The sequence below is a fragment of the Rhodanobacteraceae bacterium genome, assembly GCA_024234055.1.
Lineage (GTDB): Bacteria > Pseudomonadota > Gammaproteobacteria > Xanthomonadales > SZUA-5 > JADKFD01.
Genome location: JACKOW010000009.1, coordinates 85,890 through 99,569 on the forward strand (window position 1 = coordinate 85,890; position 13,680 = coordinate 99,569).

15 protein-coding genes are annotated in these 13,680 nt (G+C 63.5%); 4 read left to right on the forward strand and 11 right to left on the reverse strand.

The genetic code is table 11. The features are described from left to right. Positions 1–60: 60 nt before the first annotated feature. From H7A19_14995 to H7A19_15040, 10 genes are all read right to left on the reverse strand, one after another. Entirely contained in the window at positions 61–423 is a 363-nt protein-coding gene (locus H7A19_14995; GenBank protein MCP5476136.1) for a DUF5615 family PIN-like protein, read from the reverse strand. A 5-nt stretch (positions 424–428) separates the two neighbouring features. Further along, complete coding sequence (locus H7A19_15000) at positions 429–665, reverse strand: DUF433 domain-containing protein (protein MCP5476137.1); 237 nt, start codon at positions 663–665, stop codon at positions 429–431. A 79-nt stretch (positions 666–744) separates the two neighbouring features. Continuing rightward, positions 745–891 carry a hypothetical protein gene (locus H7A19_15005; GenBank protein MCP5476138.1) on the reverse strand — a complete coding sequence of 49 codons (147 nt, stop codon included), beginning with the start codon at positions 889–891 and terminating at the stop codon, positions 745–747. A gap of 681 nt (positions 892–1,572) precedes the next feature. Continuing rightward, complete coding sequence (locus H7A19_15010; GenBank protein MCP5476139.1) at positions 1,573–4,665, reverse strand: DUF3427 domain-containing protein; 3,093 nt, start codon at positions 4,663–4,665, stop codon at positions 1,573–1,575. A gap of 630 nt (positions 4,666–5,295) precedes the next feature. Further along, positions 5,296–5,649, reverse strand: a complete 354-nt coding sequence (locus H7A19_15015; GenBank protein MCP5476140.1) for a hypothetical protein — start codon at positions 5,647–5,649, stop codon at positions 5,296–5,298. After that, positions 5,558–6,103 carry an HIT domain-containing protein gene (locus H7A19_15020; GenBank protein ID MCP5476141.1) on the reverse strand — a complete coding sequence of 182 codons (546 nt, stop codon included), beginning with the start codon at positions 6,101–6,103 and terminating at the stop codon, positions 5,558–5,560. The genes H7A19_15015 and H7A19_15020 overlap by 92 nt, the downstream gene beginning before the upstream one ends. Further along, complete coding sequence (locus H7A19_15025) at positions 6,100–6,438, reverse strand: hypothetical protein (protein MCP5476142.1); 339 nt, start codon at positions 6,436–6,438, stop codon at positions 6,100–6,102. Before H7A19_15025 ends, H7A19_15020 begins: the two co-directional genes overlap by 4 nt. A 127-nt stretch (positions 6,439–6,565) precedes the next feature. Continuing rightward, a complete protein-coding gene (locus H7A19_15030) occupies positions 6,566–6,853 on the reverse strand; it encodes a hypothetical protein (protein MCP5476143.1) in 288 nt (95 codons plus the stop codon). Between the two features lie 95 nt (positions 6,854–6,948). After that, positions 6,949–7,173 carry a hypothetical protein gene (locus H7A19_15035; GenBank protein MCP5476144.1) on the reverse strand — a complete coding sequence of 75 codons (225 nt, stop codon included), beginning with the start codon at positions 7,171–7,173 and terminating at the stop codon, positions 6,949–6,951. Positions 7,174–7,351: 178 nt separating this feature from the next. Beyond that, a complete protein-coding gene (locus tag H7A19_15040; protein ID MCP5476145.1) occupies positions 7,352–7,606 on the reverse strand; it encodes a hypothetical protein in 255 nt (84 codons plus the stop codon). 764 nt (positions 7,607–8,370) lie between these two features. Between H7A19_15040 and H7A19_15045 the strand changes: the two genes are divergently transcribed. Continuing rightward, positions 8,371–8,640: a hypothetical protein gene (locus H7A19_15045; protein MCP5476146.1), complete on the forward strand. Its 270-nt coding sequence runs from the start codon at positions 8,371–8,373 to the stop codon at positions 8,638–8,640. Between the two features lie 53 nt (positions 8,641–8,693). Here H7A19_15045 and H7A19_15050 read toward each other — a convergent pair whose 3' ends face one another. Continuing rightward, positions 8,694–10,373, reverse strand: a complete 1,680-nt coding sequence (locus tag H7A19_15050) for a hypothetical protein (protein MCP5476147.1) — start codon at positions 10,371–10,373, stop codon at positions 8,694–8,696. Between the two features lie 231 nt (positions 10,374–10,604). On the opposite strand from H7A19_15050, the gene H7A19_15055 reads away from it, so the two are divergent. The 3 genes from H7A19_15055 to H7A19_15065 all read left to right on the forward strand — a co-directional run bounded on the left by H7A19_15055 (position 10,605) and on the right by H7A19_15065 (position 13,532). Then, positions 10,605–11,429 carry an ion transporter gene (locus H7A19_15055; GenBank protein MCP5476148.1) on the forward strand — a complete coding sequence of 275 codons (825 nt, stop codon included), beginning with the start codon at positions 10,605–10,607 and terminating at the stop codon, positions 11,427–11,429. Positions 11,430–11,673: 244 nt separating this feature from the next. After that, positions 11,674–12,780, forward strand: a complete 1,107-nt coding sequence (gene ppk2, locus H7A19_15060) for a polyphosphate kinase 2 (GenBank protein ID MCP5476149.1) — start codon at positions 11,674–11,676, stop codon at positions 12,778–12,780. Between the two features lie 161 nt (positions 12,781–12,941). Continuing rightward, complete coding sequence (locus H7A19_15065; protein MCP5476150.1) at positions 12,942–13,532, forward strand: lysophospholipid acyltransferase family protein; 591 nt, start codon at positions 12,942–12,944, stop codon at positions 13,530–13,532. The last annotated feature ends 148 nt before the right edge of the window (positions 13,533–13,680 follow it).

Consider the following 13,680-nt stretch of genomic DNA (forward strand, 5'->3'; position numbering starts at 1 on the left):
CGAGCACGGCATGAGTCGTCGCTTGCTCTCGCCGGCTATCGTCGAGGCCCGCCGCGAGGCTCAATCGACCGGCAGCGCCGGTCGGAAGCGCACGCGGTCTCGCTCCAGAATGACCAGATGACCGGGCAGATGCGCCACCATCGTCGTACTCAGAAAGCGGGTCATCACTGCGGCTATTTCGTCGGCGCGCGTATCGTCAGGCAAGCGCAACACCAGGATGCCTTGCGTGTCCTGCGGTGGGAAACGTCGAACATCGGCAAAATCTAGATCCCGCGAGACCAGAGTTGCCGCCGCATCGGCAGCGCTTGCGGCTATTTGATCGTCCGTTGCGTCGCCCAAGCCGATATCACGCACATGGTCGGCGGTATGGCCGAACGCGCGAAGTGCCACCAACGCTGAACGCGGCATGTTGGCGTCGAGCAAGAACCTCACGCCGCGCGCGCAGGCAACGGATGCAGTGATTCCTCGCCAACGCGGGCGCTGGCGTAGCCCAGGGCCGCGCGGATGTCCTCATCGCTGAGGTCGTACTCGCGTGCGACGTCGTCGAAACTCATCCCTGCCGCAAGACTGCCTACGACAATCGCAACTGGGACACGGGTTCCGCGGATGACCGGCCTGCCACCGCAAACGCTTGCATCGATCTGAATGCGATCCAGGTAGTTCATGGCGGACACCTGTTTTGACGTAGACACTGACCGGCATTTTAGCTCGCCCAGTGCGATTTTGTTCAGTTGAGTCTCGCCATCAACGCTTCGCCAGCGCCTGCACAATCCTCACCAGCCCCAACGTATCCCGCTCGCAATAGCGCATCAGTGCCGTCTTGAGTTCTCGGCGACGTGGCGGCCTCGTCGCCGGATTGATGGCTTCCAGATAAGCGTTCTGGGCCGCCATCGGGGTTGTGCAGTGAAAGACTCAGGGAGAGCCGCGAGGAATCATTGGCGAGCGGGCGTAAGTCATGGCGTCGATGATCCCGAACTGAGCGCCCGGTCTCAGTCGGCGAAATGCGCAAAAAGCCGCAAGAAATTCTCACTCGTGGGTGTCCGGAATCCGCGTGGGTGTCCGGAATCCGTCCGGAATCCGAATTTTCGTAAGTTGTTGATGTGTCATTGCGAGAAACGTAGTGACGAAGCAATCCAGTGCTTCTCAAGCTGCGCTTCCGGATCGCTTCGCTGCGCCCTCCATGAACCCACAAGTCATTGAATTTCAGTAGGCGAACATGAGCCGGCTTGGCGTAGCCCGAAGTGCGCGCAGCGCTCTCCGGGCAGTGACACAAAGAGCCCCGGTGAGCCGCTACGCGGCACATCGGGCTACGCCCGGCACCATGGGGGTTCATGGCCCGTGTGCAGTTTCGGGCCAAAACAGGTCGCTCGCACTGACGACCAGAGGTCCCAAGTGGGCTGGCACTTGGGTGAACAACGTCGCCGCCCGCAGCATAGGTTGGCGGTGAGCGCAGCGAACCCCAACGAGGGGATTCCCGGAAACAACGATGTTGGGATGCGCTTATCCCAACCTATGCGGGCTACACACTCGGCCTTGGCCTGCTCCGCACGGGCGCCAGTCCTTCGCCACGGTCTAGGCGACCGCCGCCGCGAACTGTGCATACAGGTCGCCGGGCAACGGATGCTGCAATCGCCACTTGATCGCCATCGGGCGTTCGCCCTCGTGGGAGACGTAAGTCGCCGGTCCAAGAAACCAGAATGCCCGGTCATCGGCGTGCAGGCGGGCGAACAGCAACACCGTGGTGCCCATCCTGACGTGGTTGCGATAGCGCCTTCCGGTGTCGCTGTCCGAGCGGGTCGACGATTGGCTTTCCCAGTGGATCAGGTCTCGCGATATCGCGAAGTCGCGGTAGCGAGTTGTGGGGGAGAAATGCCCGCTGGTCTTGTCCAGCGTGAATGCGAACAGGTCAACCTGGGCATCCGGGAGCCAGCGGACCCCTTCTCGCCATGTGAGTGGCCGCGACGTGCCGCCATTTGCGAAGGCGGCAAGTATCTCGAGGCGGCTGTAGCACGCGTGTACCTGCAATGGCACTGCGGGATGCGACTGCAGCGGCAGATGGACGTGATCCACGCGACGCGCAAGCACCTCCAGCAGTTCCACAAGTTCGGCCCGCACCTGCGGGTGTTGCCAAAGCAGGTCCAGGCCCTGCTGGAGCGATGCCACCGCGATTGCTCGATCGACGAGTGAAACGACCAGCATCGACATGACCCGAGCCGTCCGCTCATCTGCATCGAACACGCTCGGCGGCGACGGATGCCTGAGCAGACTTCGATAACCGTCGATCCGTTCGCGATCGTCAATGTGCAGCATCCGGCCGAGCGCGCGCCTGAGCGCGTCCTCGTGCGCGCCGCGGGCATGCGTTTCCAGGCTGGCGGCTTCGCGAAGGTCTGACCAGCAGCGGTTCCCGGTATAGACATCATCGAGCGCAAGGCCGCTGGCTTCGAGAAAATCCAACAGCGTGAGGTCGGGTTGCTCCAGCGCGCAGCGCACCAGCTCTTCGACGCGCTGTGGCCAGTTCGACGGCAAGCTTTCCCGAATGCTGCGCAGCACGATGTCCTCAGCTACCGCGTCCAGCGACATGTGGCAGCCCGCCGGAAGAAACGGAAAGCCCTGTTCAACCTGTTCGGCGAGCGCCTTGCGGTTGCCGCGCAGCAGTGCGCCGATACGCCGGTCGAAGCGGAACTCCTTGCGGTGGTGGCCGACGAAGTCGAGGACCGTGCACTGGTTCTTGCCCGGGTAGCGGCGTAATCCGCGGCCCAATTGCTGCAGGAACAGCGTCGGGCTGTCGGTCGGCCGCAGCAGCAGCAAGGTATCGACCCGCGGCACGTCGACGCCTTCGTTGAACAAATCCACCGAAAACACCACGCGTGTCGTGCCATCGGCCAGCCCGCTCAGCGCGTCGGCGCGTTCGCGCGAATCGGAGTCAGACCACACGGCCACTGACGGCAACCCATGCCGGGTGAACTCGGCGGCCATGAAGCGCGCGTGCGCGATCGATACACAGAACCCGAGCGCGCGCATGCGTCCGGGATTGTCGACCTGATCCTGTATCGCCTTGAGCACACGGCGCACCCAGACGTGGTTGCCGGTGACGAGGTTGCTCAGTTCGTTGACGTTGTAGCCGCTTCCGCGATGCCACTGTACGGCGCGAAGGTCGATGCCGTCATGAAACCCGAAGTACGCGAAGGGGCAGAGCCGGTGCTGGTCGATCGCATCCCACAGCCGCAATTCGGCGGCGATACGGTGATCGAACCACTTGAGGATCATCAAGCCATCGCTGCGTTCCGGCGTGGCCGTGAGCCCGAGTAACTCGATGGGCCTGATGTGCCCGAGCAGTGCCGTGTAGGTGGCGGCTGCAGCGTGATGGAATTCGTCGATGATCACTACGTCGAAGTGATCGGGCGCCATATCCTCGTAGCCGACGGCACTGAGGCTCTGGATCGAGGCGAATACATGCTCGAAGCGAGTTGGCCTTGCGCCGTCCACCCAGCGCTCGCCGAAGGCCGCGTCCCGTAGCGCATGGCGAAAGGTTGCGAGGCTCTGATCCAGGATCTCTTTTCGGTGGGCGACAAACAGCAACCGTGAGCGCGGCAGCTGCGGTCGCAAGCGCTGGTAATCCAGCGCCGCCATTACAGTCTTGCCAGTGCCGGTAGCCGCCGCCAGGAGATTCCGGTGATAGCCCTGCTTGCGGGACAGCGCGATCTGATCGAGCAGGCGCGCCTGGAATGGCTCGGGCCGGATCTCCACCGGACTCAAATAGATCTGTGGGCCATTGCGTTCGGGCAGACGCGTAAAGTCCTGGTATTCCTTTGCGTCGAAGGGCCGGAAGTCTGTGCTTTCCCAGTAGCTGTCGAACACGGCCGAGAACTTGTCGACCACATCCGGATTGCGCGCGCCGGAAACCCGGACGTTCCATTCCAGGCCCGTCACCTGTGCCGAATGGGTGAGATTCGACGAACCAATGAAGGCAGTGGAAAATCCGGAGGCGCGATGGAACAGCCACGCCTTGGCGTGCAGTCGCGTGCCTGAGGTGTCATACGACACCCGGATCTCGGCACCAGCGTCGCGCAGGGCTTCAAGCGCGGCCAATTCGGTCGACTGGGTATAGGTGGTCGTGAGCAGGCGCAATGGCCGGCCATCTTGTGTATGTCGACGCAGCCCCGCAAGCAGCGGCCGAATACCGCTGCGACGGACGAAGGCCATCAGCACGTCGATGCGATCCGCAGACACGATCTCCGACTGAAGCTGCACGCCGACCCGAGGCTCCCCGGGTGCGTTGGTCAGCAGCGTCGTATCGAGCAGCGGGATCACGGGTGGTAGCAGGGCTTCCCGCGTGCCATCCGGCAGCCGGCGCAGCAGCGAGCGCAACACGCTGGCCGGCGCGACAGGGGCATCGCCGGGGTCGACCCCTTTCCCGGGCATGGCCAAAAGCAACTCGACGATCTTCCTGGCCAGCAAGGCACCCTGCTCCGGGCGGTGCTTGCTCTCCAGACTCGCGATCGCCTGCCGCAACAGCCGCCCCAAGTGAAGCGAGATTCGATCCGCCGCTTCCTCGGGATGAAGGGTGGAGGTCTCCGGTTCAAGCCGGGCATCGAGGTCACGAAGAGCCCTTTCGAGTTGACCGGTAACCAGCTGTTCGTAAAGTCCGCGTTCGAGTTTGCTCATCTGACCAGGTTAGCTGAACCAGCGCGCCAACGGCGGGCAGGCTGTCCGTGGGAATGTAGGAGGCTGCGCACCGCCGGCTCACGTGGGTCGATAGCTTTGCCGCTGTCCTTGCCGTCCGGCATCGTCACCGCTCTAAGCGAAGGCGCATGGACATTCAAGCGATTACAACCTACCTAAGGCAGATTGATTGAGCAGGATCATTAGCGCGGGCGCGCCCTATGGGGGGCGAAGCGACGATGGACACCCTGTTTTCGACCGCACCACGGAGCCGGGACACCCATCTCAAAAAATCCCCCAAGCGTTTCACGGCGGGTGACCGTCTCGAGCGGCCGCTCGCTGGATTTTGTTTGCGATCTGGCAGGAAAAGGATTGGCTTACCGCCGGTGTGGCTGGCCTTCATCAGGAAGCCGGTCGTGTCTTGCTTGACCGACAACCGTGACGGGTATTCGGCGAGGCGCCAGTCGACCAGTTCCCGCACCAGCCCGCGGAAGGCCTTCGACGCGGGTGGCCACGAGGGCGGTCAGTGCCTCGGTTTGGACTGCATTGGGAACAGGGAGATCCGGGTTTGGGCTCGGGCGGTTCGCCCGCCGGCTCAGTCGATAGCGATGCCAAGGCCGGCCGTCGCCCAAGTTAGTCGGCCAGCCATACTTCATCCAGATCGCGGGTCGCCGGGTCTCGAAACAGTGTCTCGAAAGCCCCTCGAACCAGCGCGATACCCGCCGCATCGCGTCCTGACTCGATGCGATAGTTCCACTCGATGCCATCGCCGAGCGCCGATGACGACAGGTTGGAGCTGCCAACGTAGGCGACGCCATCCACGTAGCTGCGGGTGAGCAGATAGGCTTTCGGATGAAAGCTGCGACCGGCCGTCACATAGACGCGAAGGTCCAGGCTAGCCGCGCCGTGGATCGTGCGCAGATCGATCAGGCGCTGCAGTGCGTCCGGATCGGTGACTCCCAGATAGTCGCCGGTTAGCAGCCGCAAGGAACCGCCGCGGCGCAACAGATCGTCGAAGTGTGCCGCCGCGCCCGCGGATGATCGAGCAAACGGCGTCGATGGCAGAAAACAGCTCGGCACGCTCGGTGTCGGCGGCGTCGAACCAGGTCGGCACATGCCGATACGGAACGATCAGCGCAAGGCCGTCGGTGACGGGAAACCCATCCCAAAGCGCATAGACATTGCGCGATCGCAGGAATACCCGTTGCGGCTCCGGGTTACAGAAAGGACACCAGCGCGGGTTGTCAATCGCTGTGCTCGGGGTCATCGGCTGCATCGGGGGCTGATTCGAGGATACTCGCAGATCGGTAACGGACATGCGGTTGCGGAACGTGGGTTTGCCTGCCGGGCAGCGGTAGATGCTGGCGCAGAAGCTCTCAAAGCATTTGACCAGGGCGATGCCTGGGTCGCTGGTCTGCAGGTGTGCGTTGGGTGCGCTCATTTGACGCTTCGTGCGCGCTGGAGGGCTCGGCCGCCGAACCAGAAGCTCATGACGGTGGCGAACAGGGCCTGGGTCTCGCCGTCCCAGATCACTTGTAGTGCGCTGGCGAAGGTCAGGTCCTCGGCTTGTGCCAGCGTGACAAGCGAGGTCAGCTTTACCACTGCGAACAGGCCGAAAAAGGCGTAGGTGATGACTGGCCGCACGCTGGACTGCAGGCCTTCGACCCAACGCACACCGCTTTCGCGGTTGGCGTAGTTGTAGAGCTGTTCGGTCTCCTTGATATCGGCGCTGATGTTGAGCTCGTCCACCTTTCGGGTGTGGCCGAGCTTCTGCATTTCGACCTGGCGATCGAAGGTGGCGCCAACTCATGTTTGCGGTCCTCTTTCTCGTGCTGCAGCTTGAGGATTTCTGGAAAGGCGCTGGCGACGAAGCCGAGCAGACTGCCTAGCAGGGTCATCATGATCAGCGCCCTCCGAACAGCTTGAAGTGGATGGCGGCACTGGTCGCCAGCGCGATCACCAGCGCGGTGGTCAGTATCTTGATGACCGTCTGCCAGGTGGTGTGTTCGGCGGCGTTGTGCGCATCGAGCAAACCACGCAGCGCGCGGATATCGCGGGCAGCGTCATCGCCTTCGAGGCCGACGTCGGCGAGCCCTCTGCGGGCGCCGAGTTCGACGGCGTGCTCGAGCATCTCCTGAAACTCGTGGATCGGCATGGACACCATGCCGCCTTCGATCACGGGGGTGACCATGGCTTGTCTCCTTTGGCGGAAATGAAAAAAGCCCGCGGTCAGCGGGCTGTGGGTGGGCCTTGCGGCCCGATGTGATGTGGTGCGGTTCGAAGCGATCAGATCTCGATATCAATCTGAGGCAGTTCGGGTGCTTCGCCCTCGATGCGGCCGTCGCGGACGAAGACGCGCGCGCCATCGGCGGCGGTGCCAGCGACGCGCAGCAGGCCGCCGTCGAGCAGTTGGACGCTGACGGTGTGGTCGGCGTGCGTGGTCACGACAGTACCGATCAGCGTGGTGCTGGTAGGTAGCAGGTCCTGGAATTGGCGCCAGAGGTTGGGCATGGGGTTGCTTTGAATCCTGGTTGTGGGGTTTCGCTCCGAACGTGACTCGCGGCCGCCGGCGCGAACAAGTGCAAGGCTCACCGGGAGTCGACGCGCGCCGGAGCCGCGCTACTTCACACCCGACGCGTGCGGGAGCCGCGCTACGTATTGCCCGGCGTCTTTGACGGGCCCGAATTGCTCAATGCCGCTCGACCTCGATGGTCTGACGGACGATCAGGCTCTGGCTCCAACTGGCGGACACCGTGGTGCCGCGTACGAGGCCGCGCCAGCTTTGGCCGTTTTCGCCTACGGCGATGAGGCGGTCGCGATCGGGTAGGCCGATGCTGGGCAGCATGGGTAGTTCGAGGGTCACCAGCGCTTGCCGGCCTACGTCTGCCAGCACCGCTCGGCCGGGTTCACGGGCGGCGTCGGCGTGGGTGATCAGCGGATTCACGGGGCTACTTCGCCGAAGCCGACGTGGTCGAGCTGGGCGATGACCTGGACGTGCAGGGACATCCGCTCCGGACCGACCAGGTCCTTGGCCGGCCCGCCCGAACTCGCCTGCTACGCGTAGCCTGGTGTGCCGCGCAGAGGCTCACCGGGGCTGGTCGCATCACCGCCAGCAGAGCGCTGCGCGCACTTCGGGCTACCAGAGCCGGGCTGTGCCGGAATAGGAATGCCTTGCGAGATGCTGGCCGCATCGCCGAGACTGGCGGCCGTCAAACGAGGACGCCATGGAAGATCTTCTGGAGGTTTGGCAGCGGCTGACTGAAGCTGGACGGGATCGTCCGGACATGACGCAGCCAGAGCAGGGCGCGACGGATGCATCCATAGCGAGCCACCTGTATCGGCCTGAAACTGCCCATGGGCCACGAACCCCCCGGCGTCATTGCGAGCCACCTGTATCGGCCCGACACTGCGCACGGGCCATGAACCACAAACCCGCCTGTAGGAGCGACCTCGCGTCGCGACCGGCAAGCCGCAGGTCCGCCGCAGCGGTCGCGCCGCAAGGGCGCTCCTACAGGTGGACAAAGAAAATCAACGACTTGCGATATGGGTTCATGGAGAGCGTAGCGAAGCAATCCAGGGGCGTGCGGCGGTACCCTGGATTGCTTCGTCGCTGCGCTCCTCGCAATGACGCAACAACAACTTACGATATGGGTTCATGGAGAGCGCTGAGCGACGCCTCAAGCGTCCATTGCCGGTTCGCTAGTCGCCATGCTGCGACGTTCTCGCGCCTGGCTCTGGCGCGATCCGGACTACGACGCGGTCGTTTTCCTGCCCCCCGACGAGATCGTCCGTGAGACGAAACGGCCTGCGGACCCCGCAGCCCGCATCGATGTGGACCTGTCCGAGTCGACGGGCGTCAAGGCGCTGTACTACTCACCGCTGCGCACCACCTTCGCGTACTCGGACTATTTCCGATCTCAAATTGACGAGGATCCGGCGCAACAAAGTTCCATAACCCACGGCGTTGTTCAACGATAACCGGTCTGTCCAACAAGCTCCCTGGACCCGCTGCACGGGTGCTGATGTCCTGCTCAGCATCCACAGCCATAGCTGAAACTGTCATTGCCCAGAATCTTCCAGCGGCCGTTGATGTTCGCGAGCACCAGCCGGTACCAGGCGTCGTCGGTGGTGGTTTCCCCGTCCATATGCCCGGGGCCATGGCCGGTGCCTTCCCAGACCAGGATGTCGGGGTGCCCGTCGTGGTCGAAGTCGAAGGCGAACTCGCTGCCGTGGACGAAACCGGTGGCTGCGCGATCCATGGGGTATTGGCGCAGGCTGACCAGGGCCCGGTCGTGCGGAAGCGCTGTCGGCACGATGAATTCATACAGGCTGCCAGGCCGGCGCGGTGCGGAGCTGCGGGCTTGTTCGCTGAATTCGGCATCACCGAAATAGGCCCAGATCTCCGCGTCGGACGCGCCGAAGCGGAATCCCAGCTCCCAGCCGTTGCACATGGGCTCCTCGGTGTCGCGCCACAGCGTCTCGCTGCTGCGGGCATGCGTTGCTTCGCTGTCCAGATGCCCATCGCGATACAGACGCACCCGTTGCACCGGGCGAACCAGTACCTGGGTGCGACTCAGCATGTCGTACAGACCCGGTGTGGCGTAGTTCTCGTCAGCGGCTGGAGCAGGCCGCGGCTTGGTGAGCCAGCGATGGATGATGCCGAAACGGCCACTGAGGGCCTGCGCTGTGTCTGGCGGCGCTACTTCCTGCTCGCTCCTGAGCCAGGAGGGCACGGCGGCCGGGAAATCCAGTGCCTCGACCAGACCGTATATCGGGCCCTTGCCGCTGCCGTGCAGGTCATCGAAGGTTTCTCCCCAGAGTCCTAGCCAGGAAGGCCAGTTGGACATCAGGATCTCTCGCCGCAGTCGGTCAAACTCCGTCGGCGCCTCCGATTCGGTGGTGGTTTCCGGCGTCTGCGATTGGCGCCCTGCGGCGATGAGCACTTTCATCTCAGCCCAGTCCGGTAGCGCCGGCGGCGCCGGGGCGAACAGTCCCTTGGCCAGTTCCGCCTTCATCTGCTCAAGGTCTTCGTCGCGCGGCCAGCGTTCACCGACCGGAGCCTCGCGATGCCGATCGGCCAGCGCCTGGGCGTGGACTTCCAGCCGCTCCCAGCTGGGTCGTATCCAGAAGGCGCGAACCGGATCGAAGCGCGGGTTGGGCTGGCCATTCCCCTGGAATCGGCTTAGCAGGGCGTTCTCGTCCTCGGGGCTGTTGGCGAGATAACGACAAGCCACGTATCCGTGCCCGAACCGCTCCGAGAGGACCTCGCAGTAGTCGCCGGAGCTGTCGTCCGACAGCAGTTGCACCGGCGCATTGAAGCCGAGGCGGCCCAGCACGGTCGCATCGGCGCGTGCCTTGCTGCGCAGTAGCAGATTGGCCGTGTTGACCCAGCGGGTATTGGCGTTGATGGTAACTGCCGCAGCGGGTGCCGATGCCAGCGGCTTCGGGTCCAGAGTTTCACAGCGGACGTAGCCGAAAAGGCCGGTGCTCTCGATCAGGCAGTAGTCCGAGTCGGGCATCCGCCACCTGAATGCCACCTCGGAACCGCGCAACAGTGCCGTCGTCGGCAAGGCCTGCGCGTCGGGGTTGGGCAACAGGCCGGTGTCAGCCTTGATCCAACGCTGGGCAGGTGCGGCCAGTGCAGCTCCCCCGATGGACAGCATCAGCAGGGCCATCATCGAGAGGCAGCGCCTGGGTGCGGGTACGGGCATGAGGGGCTCCAGATTGGCTGACGTCACCAGCTTGGCCCGCGCTCCGGGCAACCGGAAGGCGCAGCGCGGGCAGAATCTTGAAATGTGCGGGCGCCAGCCGATGCTGCGGTCGGCCGCAGCGCGCGGAGCGACATTGAGCCGCTTGTTGTCTCCAGGCAAAACAACGAAGAATGCGCGACCCCAATCGCGAAACCCAAGCCCGTCATGCTGCCGTCTGTACCCCCAGCTCCGATGCGTGATCGCCTACGCGCCTTCATCAACCACCCGCGCGTGCAGGCGCTGATCATTGTCCTGATTCTGGTCAATGCCGTGCTGCTGGGGCTGGAAACCTCGCCGGCGGTGATGGCGGCGGCAGGGCAGGGCATCCTGCTGGTGGATCGCGCCATTCTGGCGGTGTTTGTCGTGGAGATCCTGATCCGCCTGTGGGTGTACCGCGCTGCCTTCTGGCGTGATCCGTGGAGCATCTTCGATTTTCTCGTGGTGGGCATTGCCCTGGTGCCGGCGTCTGGCCCCTTCGCGGTGCTGCGCGCGCTGCGGGTGCTGCGGGTGATGCGGCTGCTGACCATCGTGCCCTCGATGCGACGGGTGGTCGGTGCGCTGCTTGCCGCCATCCCGGGTCTGGGGTCAATCGTGCTGATGCTGGCGGTGATCTATTACGTCTTCGCCGTGATCGCGACCAATCTGTTCGCTGCCCAGTATCCGGACTGGTTTGGACATATCGGTCGTTCGCTGTACACGCTGTTCCAGATCATGACCCTGGAAAGCTGGTCGATGGGCATCTCCCGGCCGGTGATGGAGAGCTTTCCCTATGCCTGGGCCTTCTTCGTGCCCTTCATCCTGATCGCCACCTTCACCATGCTCAATCTGTTCATTGCCATCATCGTCAATGCCATGCAGAGCTATACCGAAACCGAGCACGAAGCGCTGGTCGAGGTGGTGGAGCAGGCCCGCGATCACATCGAGATGGACCTGCACGAGGAGGTGCGCTCGATGCGTGCCGAGATTCGCGAACTGAAGGCGCTGCTGATCGAGCGTCGGGGCGATGCCGGGAGCTGAGACGGCGGCGCGGGTCTTGCGGTAGATCCTCTCCATGAACCGCATTCCAGCGTCGGGCACCGGGGCTTTCGGGTCGCTGTTGTGGAGGGCGCCGCGCTGCGGCGCCGCTTTGCGCTGAGCGGAGATCAAGGGCGGTTGTCGCCTCGTGAATCCGAGGCGGCGGCCAGCTTTGACTCTCATCAAGCTCCGCGCCTGAATTCGGGTGCCCAATGGAGGATTGTTCCGATCAGTCCGAAGGTGTTCCATGTCCGAATCCAGACGTGAGCGCGAAAGCGGCAGCGTGACGGCCCTGAAAACGAATGCTGCATCTCCCAGGCCGGCTTCCCAGGGCGATGTGCCTCCCCGGTTGAGTGCGAAAGCCATTCTTGATTTCGAGACCGATGCGGGGGCGGTCGCGGCGCTGGAAAACGAGATCGCCACCATCAAGTCCTTGCTGGATGGCAAATCGCCTGACGATCGTCGGCGCCTGCTTGAGCACCTGCTGGAACGCGAAGGTGCGGCGCCCGAGACCAAGGATCCTGCGGTGCTGGACATGGAGCTGGCGCCGGGCTGGCGTGATGGCGCCTATCCTTACAAGAATCTGATGAGCCGCAAGGCCTACGAGAAGCAGAAGTATCTGCTGCAGACCGAGCTGCTGAAACTGCAGGCCTGGGTGAGGGAAACCGGTCAACGGGTGATGATCCTGTTCGAGGGCCGCGATGCCGCCGGCAAGGGAGGCACGATCAAGCGCTTCATGGAGCACCTGAACCCGCGCGGCGCGCATGTCGTCGCGCTGGAAAAGCCGAGCGAGGTCGAGCGCGGGCAGTGGTACTTCCAGCGCTATGTGCAGCATCTGCCCACGCGGGGCGAGATCGTGCTGTTCGACCGCAGTTGGTACAACCGCGCCGGCGTGGAGCGGGTCATGGGATTCTGCACCGACGCCGAGTATCAGGAGTTCATGCGTCAGGCGCCCGAATTCGAGCGCAACCTGGTGCGCAGCGGGATTCATCTGATCAAGTTCTGGTTTTCGGTCAGTCGCGAGGAGCAGAAGCGGCGCTTCAAGGAGCGCAAGGTACATCCGCTCAAGCAATGGAAGCTGTCGCCGGTTGACCTGGCCTCCCTCGACAAATGGCAAGACTACACACGCGCCAAGGAGGCCATGTTCCTCAACACCGACACCGCTGACGCGCCGTGGACCGTGATCAAGTCCAACGACAAGAAGCGCGCCCGACTGAACGCCATGCGCTATGTGCTGCACAAGCTGCCCTATGCCAACAAGAGTCTGGAGACCATTGGCAAGGTGGATCCGATGCTGGTGGGCAGGGCGCATGTGGTCTATGAACGCGGCGAGCACGAGTTTGCTCTGCTCTGATGCAGGGAAGCCAACCCGGCCAGTCTGCTGGTCAAGCATCGTAGAAGGCCGGCCGGGCTTTCCAGATTGAACACTTTCGGGACGCTATGCTCCACGCCTTCGCGCAGCCATCGCGCCTTTGCTGACGGCCTGAGCGCTCCATTGCCATTGCAGGCCCTCCATTGCAGCGAACGCTTTTTGATACGCCCGTCGTCAACATCCTGCTGCGCGCAGTGTCGCGGGCGTTTCTGCATCTTGCGGGCTGGAAGGTGGAAGGCACATTGCCTGACCGCGCCGGCAAATGCGTGCTGATCGCTGCGCCACACACCAGCAACTGGGACTTGCCGTACACGCTGATGGTGGCTTTCGTGTTGAATCTGCGGGTGTACTGGATGGGCAAGCAGAGTTTGTTTCGTTGGCCATTCGGCCCGGTCATGCGCTGGCTGGGCGGCATCGCCGTGGATCGCTCCAAGGCCAACAATCTGGTGGCGGCGTCGGCCCAGGCCATCATCGAGGCGGACGGCCCGCTGCAACTGGCAGTGCCGCCTGAAGGCACACGCGGCAAGACTCGTCACTGGAAGACCGGCTTCTACCATATCGCCATCGCCGCGCAGGTGCCGATCGTGCTGGCCTACATGGACTACGAGCGCAAGGTGAGCGGCCTCGGTCCGGTTTTCAAGCCGACCGGCGACGTGAATGCCGACATGGCCGAGATCAAGCGTTTCTACGCCCACATCAAGGGCCGCAACGCCACGCAATTCGAAGCCGACTGAGGTCTGGTCGGGCAGCATCAACGAGAGGTTCGAGAGCGCCTCGGCGGGCGCCTGAAACCCATCAGCCAGACCCGCTGTCGCAGCCGCATGAGCTCGTCGGTAGCTGCTTCCGAAAATATTTTTTGGCTAGCAAACGAGCTTTGAATCC